The organism is Paraburkholderia sp. SECH2 (assembly GCF_030464795.1).
GTDB lineage: Bacteria > Pseudomonadota > Gammaproteobacteria > Burkholderiales > Burkholderiaceae > Paraburkholderia > Paraburkholderia aspalathi.
On the sequence record NZ_JALPRH010000040.1, the window covers coordinates 26,841 to 48,073 of the forward strand.

Sequence of the window (21,233 nt, forward strand, 5' to 3'; positions counted from 1 at the left end):
CAGCGCCGCGTTAGCGCGAGACGGCGTCCGCCCGCTTGAACGGCCAGCGTTCGAATTCCGAAAGCCGCAGCCGATAGCGCGCAACATTACCCAGGTAGAGTTGATCGAGATCGGACTGAATCGCATCGACGAACGAAGATACCTCCGCCGCATCCACCTGATTCTGTGCGAGAGTTTCAATCTCACCGCGCGTACCAGCAAGGCCGCCGCGAATCACCTCCTGCACGACCTGTATCAACGCATTGCGATACTTGAGGCGAAACGCGTCCGGCTCGCCGATAGATTGTCGAATCGCCAGATAACGCTGACACGAGCGCTCGTACGCCCAGATGAAGACGTCGCGCAACAACTCGACACGATTGGCCTCGTACACCCCGAGCGTGCCGTCGACGTAGGCCTTTTCGGGAACGTCGATGAACGACAGCGGACATAGATTCTGCCGGATCAGAGGGATATTCGCGGTCAGACGCGAGACCCTTTTGTTGACGTCTTCGAACGGCTGCAGATAGGGCAAATGCACCATGCTGAAGAAAGCCTGCTCGAAAGGATCGTCGATCTGGGCGGCCTTGTTCAACACCGCCTCGAAGCATTCCGCGATTTGCTGCGGTACGGCGAGCGGAAAAAATACGGTGCCGCTGATCTCCACTTCGCGCGCGCGCAAACGACCACTGGCGAACGGGTCGGACATCAGATTGTCGGAGAGAATCGCGTGCAGATTCAGTACGGTGAATCGATTGAAGCCCACTTCGTCCGCGCTCTCGACGATCATTTCGATCGCGGCCTTGTGGTTCAGGATCATCTGCGTTTCCTGAGCGTCCTTGCCTTCCGCAATGTGCCCTTGCTCGATCAGCCGCACGGTGTCGAGCCGCGTGTAAGTATTGCCCTCGAGTCGCGACGACGCCCACGACAAATCGATCAGAAGCCGGCTCATGATGTCGCGTGCGTAGGTGCCGGCCGGCCGCACATCCGCCGACGTGCGGCCCCATTCATGCAGCCGTTCACGCTGCGCTTGCGATAGATACGCGTCCTGATTCGGACGATAGCGTTCGAGAAACGCACGGTTATAGCCGACCGGCCGGCGCTCGTGCAGCGGCCGGTTCACTTCCGCGCGCACCTCGAGCCCAGCACTGGATACGGGCACGTAGGCCTCACCGGAAGTGCTTGCGCCAGCGACAACCTGGGTGGGGGAAGCAGCCGCGCCAGGAGCCGCAGCCTGCTTGTAGGACACTGCCCGACCGGCACCTTCCGAGACGATCCGGCCCGTTTCGAGCAACACGTCAAGACGACGTTGCAGCGTACGGCGTTGCATGGGATGGCGGCGCCCGGCAAGTGCCGCGGCAAGCGCACGAACGCCTCGCCCCTCGGCGCTTGCCGCGATGAGCTGCTCGATCAGATCCAGTTCCTGCTTGATGCCACTGCTGTTCATACGCGCCACCTCTTGCCAATGTGTCGCGACAACTCCTAATCGCGACACTTTTCATGGCATTGTGGCACAAATCACGCGAATTGCGACACTTTTTTCGTCTAAAAGTGTCACTATTTCTGTTTTCGCGACAAATTCCCTGAAAAAGTGTCACGAATAAGGCTGGACTGACGCGATTCGGCGGACTGCGGGAACCAAGCTTCTTCCCTCACACATTCCACCTCACCAACGACCACTGCTGCGTCTCATCATCCCTGCGCAGCCAGACAATCCCCGCCATCTCCAACGACCAGCGCAGACAGCTTTCCACCGGCACCTCCAGCACCAGCGAAGCGATCACCCGTATGACGCCGGCATGCGTAACCACGTACGCGGGCGACAACTCGCGCGTCAGCGCAAACGCGTCGAACCACGCTCGCACCCGCGCGACGAATTGCGCGACGCTCTCGCCGCCATGCGCACGCGCGTGCTCGAAGTTGGCCGCCCAGGCGTCGAGCAGTTCGCGATCGATTGCGTCCCAACGCTGCTCCTCCCAATCGCCGAAATTCATTTCCTTCAGACGATCGTCATGACTGAGCGCGCAACCAAAATCGTTCGCCATGACCGCAGCGAGAGTCGCGCAACGCGTCAACGGACTCGACATCAGCACACGCGGCGGCGGTATCTGCAAGGTCGCCAGTTTCAGCGCCAGAGCACTTGCCGATATCTCGACGTCTTCGGCGAGCGCTACGTCGCTGTGGCCGTAGCACACCCCTGAATCGAGCGCGACGGCAGGATGACGGATCAGGACGATATCCATGCGAGCCCCACGAGGTAGATGCTCAGTTCAAAGATCTGTTGCGCAAAGCCGAGGCAGTCGCCGGTGTAGCCACCAATGCGTCTGACGAAATAGCGGCCCAATGCAAAGCGCAACGCCACCAGTATGACAAGCGTCACGCAGGCGAAGCGCCAATTCGGCGAATCCAGCAAGTTCGGCCAGAACAACAAGGGCAGACCGAACACCGCGGCGCAGAGCAACGCGGGGCCGCTCAAGCGTTGCGCAACCGGTTTGGCTTTGCCTTCGGCTCGCACGTAGTCGAGTGTGGCCAGATAACTGATGGCGAACACACGGCTCGCGGCATGCGCTGCAATCATCAGACTTGCGGCGCGCATCGGCGGCAACGCGGTGAGCGTTTGCCACTTCAGTGCTAGCGCAATCACGAGCGCGATGGCGCCGAAAGCGCCGATGCGCGAATCATGCATGATGCGCAACACGTCCTCGCGCGTATAGGCGCCACCGAACGCATCGACACAATCGGCAAGTCCGTCCTCGTGAAATGCGCCGGTGACGAGAAGCGACACCGCCATCGACAGAAGCACCGCCACGCCCGCGGGAAAGACATGCAACGCCGCGAGATAGACCAGCGCGCTCAATCCGCCGACCAATAGACCGACGAGCGGGAAATAACGCGCCGCCGCATTCAGATAGTGCGGCTCATAGCCGACCCAGCGCGGCACAGGCACGCGCGTGAAATAGCCGAGTGCCGTGAAGAAATAGCGGAGTTCAGCGAGCGGATTCATGAGTGAGCCGGACGCACGCTTCTGTATGACTGCGCTTCGTATAACGGCTCACGCATCGCGATTGGCGACACCGGCCGATTCGAAGCTGGCCATTTCGTTAATGAACGCCGCTGCTGCGCGCAGCAACGGCACCGCGAGTACCGCGCCGGTGCCTTCGCCGAGACGCATATCGAGCGAAAGCAACGGCAGCGCACCGAAATGATCGAGCATGCGCCGATGCCCCGCCTCGTTCGACGCATGCGCGAACACACAATACTCGCGGACGTTCGGTGCGAACGCATCGGCCACCAGCAACGCCGAGGTCGCGATGAAACCATCGACGAGGATCGTCATACGTGCTTGCGCGGCAGCGAGATAAGCCCCCACCATCATGGCGATTTCAAAGCCGCCGAAGGTGGCGAGCACGTTGAGCGGATCGCTGGACGCCGCGTGATGCGCGACTGCAGAGGCGAGTACGTTGCGCTTTTTTGCAAGCCCCGCGTTGTCGAGACCGGTCCCGCGGCCTACGCATTCGTCGATCGGCACGCCGCACAAGCGGCTCATCAGACACGCGGCCGACGACGTATTCGCAATGCCCATTTCGCCGAAGCCAATCACATTGGTGCCGAGCGCCGCGTGATGCCGCACGCGAGCCGCGCCCGCCTGCATCGCGGTCAGCGCCTGTTCATGCGTCATGGCTGGTTCATGCGCGAAGTTGCGCGTGCCGGCTGCGACCGGAATGTCGATGAGACCCTCCGTCGACGGCAGCGGCGTGGCAATGCCTGAGTTGACCACTTCGAGTTCGACGCCGGAGACGCGGCTCAACGCATTGATCGCCGCGCCGCCCGTGAGAAAGTTAGCGACCATTTGCGCGGTCACCGCTTGCGGATACGGACTCACACCTTCCTGCGCAATACCGTGGTCACCGGCGAACACAATCATCGCAGGACGTGCGACCGTGGGGTGCGTCGTACGCTGGATCAGCCCCATCTGGCGCGCGAGCGTTTCCAGCCGCCCAAGACTGCCGGGCGGCTTGGTCTTGGTATCGATGATGTGTTGCAGTTCGGCACGCAGCGTTTGATCGAGCGGTTCGACTTCGGTCAATCCCGCCAATCCCGGCAATCCTGGTAAAGAAGTCATAGACGTTTCTAGAAAAGAGAGTGTTTTTATCAAGCGCTTAGCCTGCTGACGTGTCATGCGCCGCAGGCGATTCGTGACGCGAGCGCGGCGCGGGAATCAGCGCCTCATGCTCGCCGTCGCGAATCAGAATCAACGGATAGCCGAACGCACGGCTCGTTAGCGTCGGCGTTAGCACGTCGTGCACCGGCCCGGCATACGCGCCGCCGTTGCCGTCGAGCAGCAACGCATGCGTTGCGAAGCGGCGCGCCAGGTTCAAGTCGTGGCACGAAAACATCACTGTACGCCGAGGTTCGCGTGTCCAGGCGGTCACCGCTTCGAGACAGTCGATCTGATGGTGCAGATCCAGATGCGAGAGCGGTTCGTCGAGCAGCAACAACGGCGCCTCCTGGCACAACACCGCCGCGAGCGCAACGCGTTGACGTTCGCCACCGGAAAGCGACAGCACGTCGCGCGCAGCGAATGCGGCGAGGCCCAAAACGTCCAGCGCGGCATGCGCGGCCGCGCGATCGGCCTCGCCCTCCCAACCCCAGCCGGTCAAATGCGGAAAGCGGTTCAGCATCACGATGTCGAGCACGCTCGCGCTGAAGGCGTCCGCAGCGCTTTGCGGCATCAGCGCGCGACGCTGCGCGAGCGGCAATGGCTGCCAGTCGGCGAGACGCACACCGTCGAGTTCGACATGCCCCGCCGACGGCTGCGCCAGACCGGCAAGCGTGGATAGCAAGGTCGTCTTGCCCGCGCCATTGGGGCCCGCAACGCACCAGATCTCGCCCGCATAGAACGTATGCGTGAATGCGTCGAGCAAGGTGCGCATGCCCGCACGCAAAGTCAGGCGTTGCGCGCTAAGCGCCGAATGCGGAGCGTTGTGTGCGTTCATCATCGGCGCCTGCGCAACAGCATCCACAGGAACACGGGCACGCCGACGATCGACGTGATCACGCCGACCGGCAATTGCGCGGGTGCGATCACCGTGCGCGCAATCAGGTCCGCGCCCATCACCGCGACACCGCCACCGAGCGCCGCTGCGGGCAGCAGCATGCGCTGATCGTTACCGAAGGCGAGCCGCAGCATATGCGGCACGACGAGCCCGACAAAACCGATCGTGCCGGCTGTGGTCACCGCCGCGGCTGCCGCCAGCGACGCCACCAGATACACGCGCAGGCGCAGCGGCATCACCGCGACACCGAGCGCCTGCGCAGCGGCGTCGCCCCGCAACAGCACGTTCAGACGCGGCGCAGCGGGTACGATCGCCATCAGCACGACGACGAGCGCGGCGAGCGCTGTCCATGGCATCGCGCCGCCGTTCAGATCGCCGGTCAGCCAGAACAACATGCCGCGCAGCCGATTGTCCGGCGCAAGGTTAAGCAACAGGGTAATGACAGCGCCCCAGCCGGCCGCGATCACCGCACCAGTCAGCAGCAAACGCGGCGACGTATCCTGCGGCTCGCCCCGCCACAATTCACGGCGTGCGAGTCCGAGCACCAGCAGGATCGACACGAATGCGCCGGCGAATGCGCTGGCGTCGACGATCCACCACGCACAACCAGCGATCATCGCGACCAGCGCGAACGTCGCCGCGCCACCCGACACGCCTAGTACGTAGGGCTCGGCCAGCGGATTGCGCAACAGCACTTGCAGCAGCGCCCCCGCCAGCGCAAGCAACGCGCCGCACGCGAAGCCGGCCAGCGCGCGCGGCAAACGCAGCGTGCGCACGATCTCGCCGGCAAGATCGCCGGACGCCACATGCGACGCGTGCGACGGCAGCAACGCCGCCAACACGCGCGCCGGCGCGAGCGACACACTGCCCAGTGCGAGCGATGCCATCAGCACAACCAGCGCGATCGCCGCGAGCACGAGCCAGATCGCGGCGGCGCGCTTTGCGCTCATCACGCGCAACGTGGTCGTGGGCATCGGGCTCGAGCTACGGTTCATCGGCACGTTCTCATGCAAGTACGTTCGTCATTGCTGCTGCCAACCAACCGTGACATACGCACCGCGCCGCGGCGAGTTATACGAGTAGGCCGTTTCATAGTCCTTGTTCAACAGGTTCTGGATCTGCGCGGCGACGTACCATGCCTTCGTGATGTTGTAGCGCGCCGACAGATTCACCACGCCGTAGCCGCCCAGCGTGCCGCTGCTATCTTCACGCGCGCCGCTGACAATCCACTCGCCGCCGACACGCCACCCGGCAATGCTGCGATTTACCGCCAGCGACGCGAAGCGTCTTGCACGACGCACAAGATCGGTATCGCTATCGAGGTCGACAGGATTCTGCAGCGTTAGCGACGCGCGCACGTCGGTCTTGCCCATATGGCCGCTCCACGATCCTTCAAGCCCCTGCACCTTCGCACGGCCGACGTTCTCGGCCAAAAAAATGCCGGGCGTAACCTGCTCGTAGTCGATCAGATTCGAATAACGCGTCTGGAAGGCGCTCAGACGCATCACGCCAAGCGCGTTCGACGCGTACTGCAATGCTGCTTCGATCGAATGGCTGCGCTCCGGCTGGATCGACGGATTGCCGCTGAGCGGATAGTACAAATCGTCGAAGCTCGGCGCGCGGAATGAATCCGAATAGCTTGCAGTCGCCTTCCAATGCTCGGTGATATCGAAACCGTAGCCGAGATAGTAACTGTTCGCCCCGCCGAAATCGGAATACTGATCGCGCCGCACGTTGGCCTGAATCTGATTGCGCCCAAAGCGCCCCGTGTAGCCGACAAAGCCCGAATCCACATGCCGGTCGGGCGCAGTGAATGTATCCGAGTCGAGGCTCTGATCCAGATGCTCATAGCCGACCTGCAGTTTCTGCTGCGCGGCGAGCGCAAAATCGTTCTGCCACGTGTACTGGCGATTGTCGGTATCGAAGCGGCCGTTGTAGATGCCGTTGGTATTCGCCACGCTGCGGTCGTCGCCTTCGGAAACGATGAAGTGCGTGGTCCACCAGTCGGTCAGTTTGCCGTTCGCGAACACCGACACCTGGCGCACTTTGCTGTAGAGGTTGTTCAGATCGGTCGGCACACCGTACGCGTTGTCGTAGCTGTTATTGCCGTTCGACTGGAAATAGGTGGCGCCCGCGTCCCACTTGTCGCTGAACTTGTGACGCAGCGAAGCCGAGATGCTTTCGTTCAGATAGCCGTTCGCGTTCGGATTCGCGTTGGGCGCCTGCGACGGATTGAGCGAGGAGAAGCCGTCGTCTTTCGAACGCGCGAGCGAAATGCTGAAGGTGGTGTTGCCGTCTTTATCCAGCGAGCCGTTCACGCCGGCCTGCTGCGTCTGCGTGTGATAGCTGCCATAGCCCACCGAAAAATTGAAACGCGGCGGATGGTCGCCGCCGTCTTTGGTGAACACCTGCACCACGCCGCCAATTGCGCCGGAGCCGTAAAGCGCGGACACGTTGCCATTCACCACTTCGACGTGATCGATCTGGTCGAGGGGAATCTGCGCGAGTTGCGGCGCGCCCAGACTCACGGAGTCGACCCGCACGCCGTCGATCAGCAAAAGCGATTGCGTCGACGACGCGCCGCGCAGAAACAGGCTCGTCGTGGAACCCGGACCACCGGTGCGCGAGATTTGCGCGCCGGGCGCGAGTTGCAGCAGGCCGGGCAAATCGGTCGCGGTCGTATCGGCGATGTCCTGCTGGTCGAACAGCGTGGTCTGCGGGATCGCATCGGCGAGCGGTTGCGGCCCGCGCTCCGCGGTCACGACAACGGGCGACAACACCGCGGCTGACGAACCGCTCGCCCCCGTATCGGCAGAAGAAGATGACGACGAGGACGGTGACGCAGAAGAAGCAGTAGCTTGAGCATGCACGACGAGCGGCAGGCTCGCAAAGGCGAGCAACGCCGCGCGAGCGATAGGGGACAGCATGGGATGACATTCCTGTGGATAGCGTGCGCGGCCCGCTTCCCCGCGGGCCGATGCGTAACGAGGCGCCCGCGTTGTTTTACGTTTGCGCGGGAACGAGCCTCTCCCTCTGGCCGGTATCCGGGCTGGCGACACATCGATCCCGCCTTCCCACGCGTGACGCGCAGTGGCACACTCGCGTGTTAAGCATCAAACACGCGATCAGGATCGACCTGCATGACGAATGCGGTCGCTTACCGTTGCGGGGGCAGCGCAGGTTGGCGCGTTCAGGCGAAGCGCGCGCCCTGCTTCCCGTTTAACTGCGCACACTGTGGAAAAGCGCGCGCGGGCACCAAAGTGCGGCCAGTTTAGGAGCGGCCCTCGGGTCCGTCAAGAATGGTTAATCCGTGCGCAAACTGTTCTGTTAAGTGCAGGTTATTGTCCGATGCATGAGTTGTTTTTCATCATATGGTCGATAAAAGCCGGCACAAAGCGATGTTGTTACGTCTCGAAACGAGACAATTGTCGGAACCTGCGACATTCCGCGCTAAAATGCGATGTCTTTAGAGGACGCAGCAGATGCTCACCGAACTCGAAACACTTTCACAGAATATCGGCAAGCTGATCACGATCAGCCAACGCCACAATGAAGCGCGGCTCGCGCTCGAAGATCAGCTCGCCCAAACGCGTGCCGAAGCCGAGGCCACGCGCACGGAACTCGCGCTGATGCGCGAGGAGCGCGATGCGCTGCAGGCGGAACGCGACGCGCTGTCGGCAAAGATCGACGACGCACAGGTGCGCCTCAATGCGATCCTCGAAAAATTGCCGCGGGCCCGCGCGCACAGCGAGCCTGATAATCAGCTCGATCTGCTCGAGACCGCGCCGCATGAGGAAGAAGCGGAGAGCGACGTCACCCGCCATGGAGAAAATGCATGACCACCAAGCAGATCGAAGTATCGATTCTCGGCGTGCCCTATCGTCTAGCCTGCTCGCCGGAAACTGAAGGCGCGCTGCTTGAAGCGGTTGCACGCGTCGACGCCGAGATGTCGAAGATCCGCAATGGCAGCAACGTGCGCGGCACGGATCGCATTGCCGTCATGGCCGCGCTGTCGCTGGCATCAGAACTGCTTAAGCTGCAAAGCAGCGTGCGGCACGGAGAAGCATTTCCCGCTGAAGAAATCCGGCGTACAATGCACCAAATGAACGAGCAACTGGGTACTGTGATTCAGCAGTACAGCATGTAAAAGTATCTTGTAGCCGGTCCTGAGATCGGCTGCGAATTCAACCGAGATGCATGAACAAAGATTCATGCAAACGTCTTGAATTCAATCGGTTTGACTTCCCTGCCTGGTTCGCCAAGGTCATATATTCCTTGAACCAATGCCATGTGCACGGTTGTGGAAATTTGTAGCACGGGTGTGCGCGTCACTCTGTCTGATGTACCCGAAGTGCTGCTAACTGCGACCAATTCTGAACTCCCGGTTCAGGATGCCGGCCTAGCGGCTAAGGCGGGGACCTTATTCAAACGGCATCGGACTTCGGTTCGGTGCCGTTTTTCTTTGGGCCTCGATTTTTTTGCTGTGTCAAACCTTTAACGTTCAACTCGATTCATGCGCTACTGGCTAATGAAGTCCGAACCGGACGAAGCAAGCATCGACCATCTGGCAGAGGCACCGCACCACACGTTGCCGTGGACCGGCGTGCGCAACTATCAGGCGCGCAACTTCATGCGCGACATGATGCAGGTCGGCGACGGTGTGCTGTTCTATCACTCGAGTTGCCCGGAGCCGGGCATTGCGGGGCTCGCGGAGGTGTCGTCCACCGCGTATCCGGACCCCACTCAATTCGACAAGAAGAGCTCCTACTACGACCCGAAGTCGTCGCAGGAAACGCCGCGCTGGCTACTCGTCGATGTGGTGTTCAAGAAGAAGATCCCCTTGATTCCGCTTGCCGCGCTGCGCGAGCATGAAGAATTGAAGGACATGCGTGTGCTCGTCAAAGGCAACCGCCTGTCGATCACACCGGTGACCGAAGCTGAATGGCGCTTCATCACCAAACGTCTTGTTTGACCTTGCATACGCGCATGTGACCCGTTGCCGCTTGTGTCACGCGCATGTCTGTGCGCCGATGAACACAAACGTTCAGCAAACGTCAAATTAGGGAACCAAGCTCAGGTTACAAGCGCCTAACGGACTCGCAAACGTTGTGCCACGCGCATGGCGTTCGCTCCAATCGTGCACAACCTGTTCAAGCAAGGAGTCCAAGAATGACGAAAAACACCGCACGTGCACTCGCTCTCGCTCTCATATGCGCCGCACCTGCTGCGCTCGCGTTGACGCCGGCCATGGCCCGCGCGCAGGGCGTGACGCAATATCAGCCCGCGGGCGTGCTGTCGCTGAATGCGCAAGCAAGCTCGGAAGTGCCGCAAGACGTCGTCGATATCACGCTGTTCTACGAGCAGGAAGCAAGTGATCCGTCCGTGCTCACCTCCACGCTGAACCAACGCGCCGATGCGGCGCTGCAAAAAGCCAAGGGCGTGAACGGCGTAACGGCTCGCACCGGCTCCTTCTCGATCTACCCGTCCACCGATCGTGACGGCCGCATTTCCGCATGGCGCGGCCGTACTGAAGTTGTGCTCGAGTCGCACGACTTCGCCGCGGCGTCGAAACTCGCGGGCCAGATGGCATCGATCATGCAGGTCGGCAACGTGCAGTTCTCGTTGTCGCCAGAAGCGCAGCGTGCCGCGGAGCAGAAGCTCACCGGCGAAGCCATCAAGTCGTTCCGCGAGCAAGCCGCTTCGTCGGCGCAGGCATTCGGCTACAACGGCTATTCGATTCGCGAGGTCAACGTCGGGCACAACGGCGTCATGCCGCGTCCCATGATGATGATGAGCGCACGCGCAATGGGTGCCGATGCGAAGGCATCCGCGCCGGTGCCGATTGAAGGCGGAACGTCGACTGTCACGGTCAATGTGTCGGGCTCGGTGCAGATGAAGTAACGCGTTTTTACGGCGGACGTCCTGCTGCAAAGAAAAAAAGCCACGGCATGCCGTGGCTTTTTTTGTTGGCTTCTCACTACGATAAAACGTAGCGCTCAGTTTGCGCCGACTGGCTGCGCCGGTTCACGCCGCGCACGGCGATAGGACCACACCAGTATCCCGATGCCGACGAGGATCATTGGCAGCGAGAGCCATTGGCCCATCGAGAGACCCATTGCCAAGAGCCCAAGGAAATCGTCCGGCTCACGTGCGAATTCCACCGTGAAACGCGCGAGGCCGTAACCGATCAGGAACACCGCGGAAATCGCGCCCAACGGCTTTGGTTTGCGCGAGAAGAAGAACAGCACGAAGAACAGCGCCACGCCTTCGAGCGCGATCTCATACAACTCCGACGGATGACGCGGCAGCATGTGATATTGCGCGAACACTTCGTTCAGATGCCATTGCGCGGCCAGTTGCGGATGAGTGGTGAGCCACGTGGCGTCGTCCGGCGCGGCGCCTGGAAACAGCATTGCCCAGGGCGCCGACGGGTCGGTCACGCGGCCCCACAACTCACCGTTGATAAAGTTGCCGAGGCGCCCAGCCGCGAGCCCGGTCGGCACCATCGGCGCGACAAAATCGGTGACCTGCAGCCACGAGCGCTTGCGCTGATAGGCGAACAGCACCATTGCCAGCGTGACGCCGAGGAAGCCGCCGTGAAACGACATGCCGCCTTCCCACACCTTGAAGATGTCGAGCGGATGCGCGAAGTAAAAGCTCGCCTTGTAGAACAGCACGTAGCCGAGCCGGCCGCCGAGGATCGTACCGAGCACGCCGTAAAACAGCATGTCGTCGATATCTTTAGCGGTCCAGCCTTGCGCGGCGACGTACGGCAAACGCAGCCGCAAGCGGCCGACGACAATCGCCGCGATGAACGCAACGAGGTACATCAGTCCATACCAGCGCACAGCAAGCGGCCCCAGATGAATGGCAACGGGGTCGAAATTCGGGTGAATGAGCATCGTGTTGTTATGGGCAGTTCAGGTTCAGAAGCGGATTTCTAGTCGGGTTTCAAGTAGCAGCCGGCGGTGTGCGCATCATGCGGCGCATGCGTTGGACGGTTCCGCTTGCAATGCGTTCGCGGCAGCGGCTCACCTAAGCTCGCCTAAACACGAGGCGCCGCGAACTGCGCCTCCATGGTCGCCGCGTGCGCCCGCACGATCTCGATGAAGCCGGCCAGCACCGGACTCACCTCCGCCGTGCGCCAGACCAAACCCGTCTCGATCGCCGGCACCGATTCGGAGAGCGGCCGGTACACGACACCCGTGCGGCGCAGATTACGCAACGATTGCGGCACCAGTGCGACGCCCATCCCGGCCGACACGAGGCTCACGATCGTCTGCATCTGGATCGCCTCCTGGCCGACCCGGGGCGCGAGGCCCGCCACGCCGTAGCAATCCATAATGATGTCATAAAAGCCTGGCGCCAGACGCCTTGGGAAGATCACGAGCAGCTCGTCGGCGACGTCACGCAGGCTGATAGGCGTGTCCAGCCACTCCGCGTGCGAGTCAACCCTGGAGCCCGCGGCACTGCCCACGCGCTTTGCCATGTCCGTCGACATCGCGATCACCAGCGGCTCGCGGGCGATCGGCAGCCACGAGAGCTGGGTGGCATGGCGCGACGGCAGCGGCGCGATCACAAGGCCTGCGTCGATGCGCCCGGCCACCAGTTCGTCGATCTGCACGTCGCTGGTGGCTTCGGTCAGTTCGAGGCGCACCCGCGGATGGCGCGCGCCGAAATCACGCAGCAGCAGCGGCAGCAGGCCGTAATCCGCCGTTGAGACGAAAGCCAGCGAGAGCGCCCCGGCCTCGCCTCGCGCGAGGCTCTGCGCCAGCGGCCGCAGCCCCTCGGCGCTCGCCAGCAGGCGCTGCACTTCGGGCAACAGGTCAGCGCCCACCGGAGTCAGCTCCACCGAGCGCTTGGTGCGCGCGAACAACTCGACGCCGAGCGTGTCCTCCAGTGCCCGAATCGCCTGCGACAACGGCGGCTGCGTCATGGAAAGACGCACGGCCGCCCGCCCGAAGTGCTTTTCTTCAGCGACGGTCACGAAATAGCGCAATTGGCGCAGGTCAGGGATCGTAGGCAACATGATTAATACATTTTACGACCTAATCGAGCCTGAATAATATATTGGACACGCGCTTCGCAAAACTGCACCCTTGCGCAACGCGTCGGAACTAAACTGAACTGACCAGAACCGCCGTATCGGCCGACGCCGCCGGTAACGCATTGGCAGCGTCAGCGCAAGCCTCTGCGGCAGCACCTGAGTCCCGCACACGCAGCACGGATCAAAACAAAACAGATTGGAGTTCCCCATGGCATACAACCGTCGTTCGAAGAACATCACGCAAGGCGTGGCGCGCTCACCGAACCGCTCGATGTACTACGCACTCGGCTACGAAAAGGCCGACTTCGACAAGCCGATGATCGGCATCGCCAACGGCCACTCGACCATCACGCCGTGTAACGCCGGCCTGCAGCGACTGGCCGACGCGGCCGTCGCCGCGGTCAAGGGCGCCGACGCGAATCCGCAGATCTTCGGCACGCCGACGATTTCGGACGGCATGTCGATGGGCACCGAAGGCATGAAGTACTCGCTCGTGTCGCGCGAAGTCATCTCCGACTGCATCGAGACGTGCGTGCAAGGCCAGTGGATGGACGGCGTGGTGGTGATCGGCGGCTGCGACAAGAACATGCCGGGCGGCATGATCGGCATGCTGCGCACCAACGTGCCGAGCATCTACGTGTATGGCGGCACGATCCGTCCGGGCAACTGGAAGGGCACCGACCTGACCATCGTGTCCTCGTTCGAAGCCGTGGGCGAGTTCACGGCCGGCCGCATGTCGCAAGAAGATTTTGAAGGGGTCGAAAAGAACGCGTGCCCGTCTACGGGTTCGTGCGGCGGCATGTACACCGCCAACACGATGAGCTCGTCGTTCGAAGCGCTGGGCATGTCGCTGTTTTATTCGTCGACGATGGCCAATCCGGACCAGGAAAAGGTCGACTCGGCAGCCGAATCGGCACGCGTGCTGGTCGAAGCGGTCAAGAAGGATCTGAAGCCGCGCGACATCGTCACGAAGAAGGCGATCGAAAACGCCGTGGCCGTGCTGATGGCGACGGGCGGCTCGACCAACGCCGTGCTGCACTTCCTCGCCATCGCCCACGCGGCTGAAGTGGAATGGACCATCGAAGACTTCGAGCGCATGCGCAAGAAGGTGCCGGTGATCTGCAACCTGAAGCCGTCGGGCCAGTTCGTGGCGACCGATCTGCATAAGGCCGGCGGCATTCCGCAAGTCATGAAGATCCTGCTCGACGCGGGCCTGTTGCACGGCGATTGCATCACGATCACCGGCAAGACGATCGCCGAAGAGCTGAAGGACGTGCCGAGCAAGCCGCGCGCCGATCAGCAGGTGATTTTCCCGATCGAGCAGGCGCTGTACAAGGAAGGCCATCTGGCGATCCTGAAGGGCAACCTGGCCGTCGACGGCGCCGTCGCCAAGATCACCGGTCTGAAGAACCCGGTCATCACGGGTCCGGCCCGCGTGTTCGACGACGAGCAAAGCGCGCTGGAAGCGATTCTGGCCGACAAGATCGTCGCCGGCGACGTGGTCGTGCTGCGCTACCTCGGCCCGAAGGGCGGCCCCGGCATGCCGGAAATGCTCGCGCCTACGTCCGCAATCATCGGTAAGGGACTCGGCGAAAGCGTGGGCCTGATCACCGACGGCCGCTTCTCGGGCGGCACGTGGGGGATGGTGGTCGGTCACGTGGCGCCGGAAGCGTTCGTGGGCGGCACGATCGCGTTCGTGCAGGAAGGCGACTCGATCACGATCGACGCGCACAAGCTGCTTCTGCAGTTGAACATCGACGACGCCGAACTGGAACGCCGCCGCGCTGCATGGCAGCAACCGAAGCCGCGCTACACGCGTGGCGTGCTGGCGAAGTACTCCGCGTTGGCGCTGCCGGCCAACAAGGGCGCAGTGACGGGCTAAGCGGGCATTGAGCACACTACGCTGATCCGCCTCGATTCACCTCGATTCGCCGGGGCTAACGCGTAGCATCGCTCAACGCCATATCGGCTGCGTCAGTTACGAAAAAGCGCAAAGGGGCGCACGGGAAACCGTGCGCCCCTTTCCTTTTATAATGCGTGGACCACGAGTCGGGCACCTGCACCGACGGAGACCAGAATGAAATCAATGTCGTATGCAGCGCTCGCAACGGCCAGCGTGCTGAGCGCTATGTTAGGCGCCGGCAGTCCGGCGGCGCACGCGGAGGTGCCCGCCGCCCTCGCGCTGGCTCAGCAAGAAAACTGCATGAGCTGCCACTCGGTGACGCGTCCATTCATGGGACCGGCGCTGCATGACGTCGCCTCGAAATATGCCGGCCGCGAAGATGCCGCCACCTATCTGAAGCACAAGATTCTGGATGGCAGCACGGGCGTGTGGGGCGCGGTGCCGATGCCCGCGAATACGCAACTCACGCCCGATCAGGCGGCTACGCTGGCGAGCTGGGTGCTGACGCTCAAATAATCACACTTAAACGAAGACTCAAATGAACACCGCTTGATGAAAGCGGTGAGCGCGCCCGGATAACGGCGCGCCCTCGGCCACGATCACGCGCTGCCCGAGCGCCGCGCGATCTCCTGATCGACCGCTTCCCTGACCCAACCGGTCAATTCGGTCTCCAGCGCCAACGCGACTTCGCGTGTGATCTGGTTGACGAGCCAGGAGGTGTGATCCTGCAACGCATCGCGGCAACGCGCTTCGATGATGCCGCGCCCATCTCCCGTCAGAAAACCCGCGAACCGTCCACGCAGACGTTCAGCGATGACATCGGCATCGAGATTCGGTTGCGGCTGCGTTTCATAAGCGATATCCGGCGGTACGATCGTACCCGCCTCGATCGGCGCATGCGGTTCAGCCCGATCGAAGACGCCTGCTGACGGCGCCATGGCCGGCTCATGCCCGTGCCGGTGATCGGAAGCGTGGTGTGCCCTCGAACGCTTTTTCGGGTGGGCGTGGTGCTCGGCCGGATGCGCTTCCTCCGACACGTGCGCGGGCTCCGGCGCGAGCGTCGGCTCCTTTGGCGCATGCTGGGATTCTGGCGCAGGCGCAGGCACCGGCTCAGGCTCGTGTGTGGGTTCCGGCGTAAGGACCGGTTCTTGCGCAGTGGCGGGATCGGACACTGGCTGGGTAGCCGGCGCCGCTGCGCCGCCCTCCGCCTGGCGCGCCTGGGCGGGATTGCCCGGCACGAGAATCTCGTTCAAAACCGGGATCGAACTATCGTTAGGATCGGACACGCGCGCTCTCCGTGTTTGAGTCCAAGCCGAGGCAGGCCGCGCGCGCGTCGAATCCATCCGACAAAAACATCACGCGACGCGGGCGAAATAGGACCCGGCTGGGGGCCTAACTGCCTTGCTTGTAGTTGTTCAAAGCATAGCCGCGATCGCGATAGAAACGATAGCGTTCGCGGCCAGCCGCGAGTTCGTCGTGTGCGTTACCGACCACTTCCAGCAATCTTTCGAAGCGGGCGAATTGCGCCGGCACCGTGGCGCCGAGATTGAGCAGCACCTGATGATGCGGCACATCATCGAGGTTCGAGGCCAGCACGATTGGCGTTTGCGCGGCAAGCGCCGTGCCCGCCATGCAGTGCGGCACGAAGTCGAGGGGTGAGAAGGTCCACAACTGCTCGTCGAAAGCTCGCAGACGCGCGGGCTCGGCCAGCACGATAGTCGGCTGGCCCGCCTGATACGCCTTGCGGATCAGGCGGCACGCATACAGCAGCGAATCGCCGACGTTCGAGTGAAAATCGATTCTCGTCATCGGCGGCTCCGCTTTGCGTCTACAGCAATGCCTGCAACCTTACTGCAATGCGTCATTGTGCAGCGCGACCGTCCGCGGCCCTATCGATCAGGAACTGCGCGAGCAAAGGCACCGGGCGGCCGGTGGCGCCCTTCGCCGCGCCGCTCTTCCACGCTGTGCCGGCGATGTCCAGATGGGCCCACGGATACGCGTCAGTGAAGCGCGACAGGAAGCACGCCGCCGTCACGCTGCCCGCCGGACGGCCGCCGATGTTCGCCAGATCCGCGAAATTCGACTTGAGCTGATCCTGATACTCGTCGTCGAGCGGCAGGCGCCAGGCCGGGTCGGAGGCTTCACGCGAGGCATCGAGCAGCTCGCCCGCCAGCGCGTCGTCTTTCGAGAACAGGCCGCTGTTGTGGTGACCCAGCGCGATGATGCAGGCGCCGGTGAGCGTGGCGATGTCGATCACCGCCGCCGGCTTGAAACGCTCGGCATAGGTCAGCGCGTCGCACAGGATGAGCCGGCCTTCGGCGTCCGTGTTCAGCACTTCGATCGTCAGGCCCTTCATGCTGGTGACGATGTCGCCCGGCTTGGTGGCGGTGGCCGACGGCATGTTCTCGACGGCCGGGATGATGCCGACCACGTTGATTTTCAAGCCCATTTCGGCGACGGCGCGCAACGTGCCCAGCACCGAACCGGCGCCGCACATGTCGTACTTCATTTCGTCCATGCCTTCGCCCGGCTTCAGCGAAATGCCGCCGGTATCGAACGTGACGCCCTTGCCGACCAGCACCACCGGCGCGGCTTTCGCGGCGCCGCCCTGGTACTGCAGCACGATGAACTGGGCCGGTTCGACCGAGCCGGCCGTGACCGACAGGAACGAGCCCATCTTCAGGGCTTCGCACTGCTTTTCGCCGAGCACTTCGACTTTCAGCTTCCAGTCTTTGGCGAGCTTCTTCGCGGTGTTGGCAAGATAGGTCGGCGTGCAGACGTTGCTCGGCAGGTTGCCGAGGTCGCGCGTCAGATCCATGCCATTGGCGAGCGCTGCGCCCTGCTTGGCCGCGAGCTTGGCGGCCTTCTCGTCGCCGGTGTTGACGCTGAACACGATGCGCTTCAGGGCGCGCGGCGCGTTGTCCGGCTTGCTCTTCATCTGCGTGAAGCGGTAGCTCAACTCGCGCAGCGCGAGGATCGCGGCGCGCACGCCCCAATCGACCGAGCGCTCGAGGATTGGCAGCTGGGCGAGCGTGAACGTAACCTGGACGATCTTGGTGCCGAGCAGTGCTCGCCAGGCGGCCCGCACGGCTTCGCCGTAGGCTTTCTGGCCGAAAGCATCCTGCTTGCCAAGGCCGACCAGCAGCACGCGCGAAGCGCCGATGCCTGAGACTTCATGCAGGAACAGGGTGGTGCCGGCCTTGCCGTCCATGTCGCCGGCCTTGATGACGCGGGTCAGGAGGCCCTTGGTGGCCGCGTCGATCTCCAGCGCAGCGCCCGAGAGCGTTTGCGACTCGAACACGCCGATTACGATGCAATCGGATTTCCCGGTCAGGAAACCGTTTGACGAGCCTTTGGTCCAATCACAGGCTTTTATGCTAAAGTCCATCGCGCTTGTCCTCGGATAAAATCTGGGCTTAGGATGAAAGCCGCAATTATCCGCTATTTTTCCCGCGGCGGCTGCACCGGAGGCGTGACGGGAACCAATCCGTACGTCACCGAGAGCGCCCCACCTCATCATCAATAATGATCTTCGAACGCTCCCTCCAGCGCGAACTCGCGTATACGGCTGGTGCCGTGTTCATGGTTCTCCTCACGCTCGTGCTGACGACGATGATGATCCGCATCGTCGGCCTCGCGGCCTCAGGCGAGATCGACCCGCGCGACGTGCTGGTCCTGATCGGCCTGACTGTGATCGGCTACCTGGCGATCATGCTCGTCGCGACCCTGTTCGTGTCGATCCTGTTCGTGCTGACACGCTGGTACAAAGACTCCGAGATGGTCGTGTGGCTGTCCTCCGGGGTCAGCCTGACGCAATTCATCAAGCCGATCGCCATTTTTTCCACACCGATCATCATCCTCATCATGTTCTTCGTGTTCGTCGGCTGGCCGTGGTCGAACCAACAGAACAAGCTGCTGCGCGCGCGTTTCCAGCAGCGCGACGAAGTCTCGCTGCTCGCGCCGGGTCAATTCCGCGAGTCGGCCACCAACCACCGCGTGTTCTTCATCGAGAAGATGTCGCCCGACCAGGCGCGTGTCGAGAACGTCTTCGTGACCAGTACGGAGAACGGCAAGGTCAACGTGGTCGTGTCGAAAACCGGCCACACCGAAACTCATAAGAACGGCGACCGCTTTGTCGTGCTGGAAAACGGCCGCCGCTATGACGGCGAACCGGGCCACCCTGATTTCCGCATCATGGAATTCGAACGCTACGGCCTGAAGATCCAGAGCCAGCCGGTCGTCAATACGCCCACTACCACCAGCTTGCCCACGCTCACGCTCCTGCGTAACCCCACCGATGAAAATCTCGCCGAATTTGCCTGGCGCGCGGGGTTGCCGCTGATCGCGATCAACCTGATGCTGCTGGCGATTCCGCTTGCGCACCAGAACCCGCGGCGCAGCCGCACGATCAACCTGGTGATGGCCGTCCTGATCTATCTGACGTATTCCAATCTGTTGAACGTCGTGCAGTCGTGGATCGAGCAAGGCAGGATGTCGTTCGCGGCTGGACTGGTGGGCCTGCACGTTGTCGTGGCGGTGATCGTCGCGTTCATCTTCTGGCTGCGCGTGCGCAACCGGCCGCTATTCACGCGGGCGATGTTCAGCCGTTCGCAGGGGAGCTGACCGATGCGCATCTATGAAAGGTACTTCGCGCGTCAGATCTATCTCACGTTCATCTTCATTCTGTTTGCGTTTTCGGGTCTGTTCTTCTTCTTCGACCTGATCAACGAACTGAATTCCGTCGGCCACGGCAACTACAAGTTCCAGTACGCGGTGCTGCGCGTCGCGCTGCAAACGCCGTCGCGGTTCTACGAAATCATTCCGGTTGCTGCGTTGATCAGCGCGATCTACGTGTTCGCGCAGATGGCGGCGAATTCCGAGTACACGATTTTCCGCGTGTCCGGCCTCGCCACCAATCAGGCGCTGCGCTCGCTCATGAAGATCGGCATTCCGCTGGTGTTCCTGACTTACCTGATCGGCGAAGTGGTCGGTCCGTACACGGATCAGTTGTCGGAACGCGTGCGGCTCGAGGCGTTGGGGTCGTCGGTATCGAGCAACTTCGAGTCGGGCGTGTGGGTGAAGGACACGCTCACGGCGCGCGCGGACGGCGAGCAGGTGACGCGCTTCGTCAACGTCGGCGAATTGAAGCCGGACGCGACGATCAGCAACGTGCGCATCTACGAATTCGATTCGCAGTTCCGTCTCTCTAACGTGCGGATCGCGAAGAGCGGCACGTACCAGCCGCCGGGTCACTGGCAACTGACTGATGTGACGGACACGCAACTGATCGACGTCCCCCCTCCTGCGGGCACGCCGGCAGATGCATTGAATCCGGTGTACCGTGCAAAGCAGGTGGCGTTGCCGGCGTATTCGCTGCGTTCGGAACTGACGCCGCAGATCTTGTCGGTGCTGTTGGTGTCGCCGGACCGGATGTCGATGTTCAACCTGTTCCGCTACATCCAGCATTTGACCGAGAATCATCAGGACACGCAGCGGTATGAAATTGCGCTGTGGCGCAAGCTGCTGTATCCGTTTGCGGTGTTCGTGATGCTGGTGTTGTCGTTGCCGTTTGCGTATCTGCATACGCGCGCCGGCGTGGTGGGGGTGAAGGTTTTCGGCGGGATTATGCTGGGGATGAGTTTCCAGTTGTTCAATACGCTGTTCTCGCATATCGGCACGTTGAATACGTGGCCTGCGCCGTTGACTGCGGCTACGCCTGGGCTGGTTTATCTCGTGCTCGGGCTGGTCGGGTTGAAGTGGGTTGATCGCCATTAGGGGCCTTTGTCATGGCTACGCATGGACTTGTTTTGTTTGCGCATGGCGCGAGGGATGTGCGGTGGCGGGAGCCGTTTGAGAGGCTCGCTGAGAAGGTTCGCGCTGCGCGCGGCGCTGATGCAGGGGCGGTTTTGTTGGCTTTTCTTGAGTTGATGGAGCCGGATTTGCCTACTGCTGTTGGGGATCTTGTCTCCGACGGGTGCTCTGTTGTGACTGTTGTGCCTGTGTTTTTTGGGCAAGGTGGGCATGTGCGGAGGGATCTGCCGGAGGTGATTGAGAGGTGTCGGGGGGTGTATCCGGCTGTCGAGATTCGGTGTGCTGTTGCCGTTGGCGAGGATGAAGGGGTGTTGGATGCTGTTGCTGGGTATTGCCTTCGGCAGGGTTGATTTTTTGCCTGTGCGGCGCTTTTGTCCGTGCTCTTAGGGTTTTGGCCTTTCCTTGTTCTGGCTTTGGTGCCTTTCCTTGAATTGTT

The 21,233-nt window shown here is 62.1% G+C and carries 21 protein-coding genes, 1 other RNA gene and 1 riboswitch; of the genes, 10 read left to right on the forward strand and 12 right to left on the reverse strand.

The genetic code is table 11. The annotated features are described in order from the left end of the window. Positions 1-10: 10 nt before the first annotated feature. The 7 genes from M0D66_RS35795 to M0D66_RS35825 all read right to left on the reverse strand — a co-directional run bounded on the left by M0D66_RS35795 (position 11) and on the right by M0D66_RS35825 (position 7,963). On the reverse strand, positions 11-1,426 hold the full coding sequence (locus M0D66_RS35795; RefSeq protein ID WP_093636223.1) for a Fic family protein: 1,416 nt from the start codon (positions 1,424-1,426) through the stop codon (positions 11-13). Between the two features lie 205 nt (positions 1,427-1,631). Further along, the gene (cobC, locus tag M0D66_RS35800) at positions 1,632-2,222 is read right to left on the reverse strand and encodes an alpha-ribazole phosphatase (RefSeq protein ID WP_200618758.1); all 591 of its coding nucleotides are present in this window, start codon (positions 2,220-2,222) and stop codon (positions 1,632-1,634) included. Beyond that, positions 2,207-2,983: an adenosylcobinamide-GDP ribazoletransferase gene (locus tag M0D66_RS35805; RefSeq protein ID WP_200650725.1), complete on the reverse strand. Its 777-nt coding sequence runs from the start codon at positions 2,981-2,983 to the stop codon at positions 2,207-2,209. The genes cobC and M0D66_RS35805 overlap by 16 nt, the downstream gene beginning before the upstream one ends. A gap of 48 nt (positions 2,984-3,031) precedes the next feature. After that, positions 3,032-4,102: a nicotinate-nucleotide--dimethylbenzimidazole phosphoribosyltransferase gene (gene cobT / locus M0D66_RS35810; protein ID WP_200618759.1), complete on the reverse strand. Its 1,071-nt coding sequence runs from the start codon at positions 4,100-4,102 to the stop codon at positions 3,032-3,034. A 37-nt stretch (positions 4,103-4,139) separates the two neighbouring features. Next, complete coding sequence (locus tag M0D66_RS35815; protein WP_266212731.1) at positions 4,140-4,979, reverse strand: ABC transporter ATP-binding protein; 840 nt, start codon at positions 4,977-4,979, stop codon at positions 4,140-4,142. Beyond that, a complete protein-coding gene (locus M0D66_RS35820) occupies positions 4,976-6,031 on the reverse strand; it encodes an iron ABC transporter permease (protein ID WP_266212732.1) in 1,056 nt (351 codons plus the stop codon). The genes M0D66_RS35815 and M0D66_RS35820 overlap by 4 nt, the downstream gene beginning before the upstream one ends. Before the next feature lie 27 nt (positions 6,032-6,058). After that, entirely contained in the window at positions 6,059-7,963 is a 1,905-nt protein-coding gene (locus M0D66_RS35825; protein ID WP_266212733.1) for a TonB-dependent receptor, read from the reverse strand. A 90-nt stretch (positions 7,964-8,053) separates the two neighbouring features. Then, positions 8,054-8,311: riboswitch (cobalamin riboswitch) on the reverse strand. A 207-nt stretch (positions 8,312-8,518) separates the two neighbouring features. Between M0D66_RS35825 and M0D66_RS35830 the strand changes: the two genes are divergently transcribed. The 5 genes from M0D66_RS35830 to M0D66_RS35850 all read left to right on the forward strand — a co-directional run bounded on the left by M0D66_RS35830 (position 8,519) and on the right by M0D66_RS35850 (position 10,937). Continuing rightward, entirely contained in the window at positions 8,519-8,875 is a 357-nt protein-coding gene (locus M0D66_RS35830; RefSeq protein ID WP_093636210.1) for an ATPase, read from the forward strand. Next, complete coding sequence (locus M0D66_RS35835; protein WP_266212734.1) at positions 8,872-9,183, forward strand: cell division protein ZapA; 312 nt, start codon at positions 8,872-8,874, stop codon at positions 9,181-9,183. The genes M0D66_RS35830 and M0D66_RS35835 overlap by 4 nt, the downstream gene beginning before the upstream one ends. Positions 9,184-9,276: 93 nt before the next feature. After that, positions 9,277-9,458: non-coding RNA, 6S RNA (gene ssrS / locus M0D66_RS35840), on the forward strand. A gap of 91 nt (positions 9,459-9,549) precedes the next feature. Further along, a complete protein-coding gene (locus M0D66_RS35845) occupies positions 9,550-10,008 on the forward strand; it encodes an EVE domain-containing protein (RefSeq protein ID WP_266212735.1) in 459 nt (152 codons plus the stop codon). Between the two features lie 197 nt (positions 10,009-10,205). Then, a complete protein-coding gene (locus tag M0D66_RS35850) occupies positions 10,206-10,937 on the forward strand; it encodes an SIMPL domain-containing protein (protein ID WP_200618764.1) in 732 nt (243 codons plus the stop codon). Between the two features lie 95 nt (positions 10,938-11,032). Here the strand turns inward: M0D66_RS35850 and lgt are convergent, their stop codons facing one another. Both lgt and M0D66_RS35860 read right to left on the reverse strand, forming a co-directional pair. Next, on the reverse strand, positions 11,033-11,938 hold the full coding sequence (lgt, locus tag M0D66_RS35855) for a prolipoprotein diacylglyceryl transferase (RefSeq protein ID WP_256456164.1): 906 nt from the start codon (positions 11,936-11,938) through the stop codon (positions 11,033-11,035). 143 nt (positions 11,939-12,081) lie between these two features. Further along, positions 12,082-13,065, reverse strand: a complete 984-nt coding sequence (locus M0D66_RS35860; protein WP_266212736.1) for a LysR family transcriptional regulator — start codon at positions 13,063-13,065, stop codon at positions 12,082-12,084. Positions 13,066-13,291: 226 nt separating this feature from the next. On the opposite strand from M0D66_RS35860, the gene ilvD reads away from it, so the two are divergent. Together ilvD and M0D66_RS35870 are read left to right on the forward strand one after the other, a co-directional pair. After that, positions 13,292-14,965, forward strand: a complete 1,674-nt coding sequence (gene ilvD / locus M0D66_RS35865; protein ID WP_200564325.1) for a dihydroxy-acid dehydratase — start codon at positions 13,292-13,294, stop codon at positions 14,963-14,965. A 195-nt stretch (positions 14,966-15,160) separates the two neighbouring features. Continuing rightward, complete coding sequence (locus M0D66_RS35870; RefSeq protein ID WP_266212737.1) at positions 15,161-15,502, forward strand: c-type cytochrome; 342 nt, start codon at positions 15,161-15,163, stop codon at positions 15,500-15,502. An 83-nt stretch (positions 15,503-15,585) separates the two neighbouring features. Here the strand turns inward: M0D66_RS35870 and M0D66_RS35875 are convergent, their stop codons facing one another. The 3 genes from M0D66_RS35875 to M0D66_RS35885 form a co-directional block, all read right to left on the reverse strand. Next, on the reverse strand, positions 15,586-16,272 hold the full coding sequence (locus tag M0D66_RS35875; RefSeq protein ID WP_211703044.1) for a DUF2486 family protein: 687 nt from the start codon (positions 16,270-16,272) through the stop codon (positions 15,586-15,588). A gap of 106 nt (positions 16,273-16,378) precedes the next feature. Continuing rightward, positions 16,379-16,795 (reverse strand): DNA polymerase III subunit chi, encoded by a 417-nt coding sequence (locus M0D66_RS35880; RefSeq protein ID WP_093636194.1) that lies wholly within the window; start codon positions 16,793-16,795, stop codon positions 16,379-16,381. Positions 16,796-16,847: 52 nt separating this feature from the next. Beyond that, the gene (locus M0D66_RS35885; RefSeq protein ID WP_266212738.1) at positions 16,848-18,374 is read right to left on the reverse strand and encodes a leucyl aminopeptidase; all 1,527 of its coding nucleotides are present in this window, start codon (positions 18,372-18,374) and stop codon (positions 16,848-16,850) included. A 137-nt stretch (positions 18,375-18,511) separates the two neighbouring features. Between M0D66_RS35885 and lptF the strand changes: the two genes are divergently transcribed. From lptF to M0D66_RS35900, 3 genes are read left to right on the forward strand one after another with little or no spacing between them, the layout of a single operon-like run. Beyond that, complete coding sequence (gene lptF, locus M0D66_RS35890) at positions 18,512-19,609, forward strand: LPS export ABC transporter permease LptF (RefSeq protein ID WP_093636190.1); 1,098 nt, start codon at positions 18,512-18,514, stop codon at positions 19,607-19,609. A gap of 3 nt (positions 19,610-19,612) precedes the next feature. After that, the gene (lptG, locus tag M0D66_RS35895; protein WP_054035129.1) at positions 19,613-20,761 is read left to right on the forward strand and encodes an LPS export ABC transporter permease LptG; all 1,149 of its coding nucleotides are present in this window, start codon (positions 19,613-19,615) and stop codon (positions 20,759-20,761) included. A gap of 11 nt (positions 20,762-20,772) precedes the next feature. Further along, positions 20,773-21,147, forward strand: coding sequence for a sirohydrochlorin chelatase (locus M0D66_RS35900; protein WP_093636188.1), 375 nt, complete (start codon positions 20,773-20,775; stop codon positions 21,145-21,147). Positions 21,148-21,233: the final 86 nt, after the last annotated feature.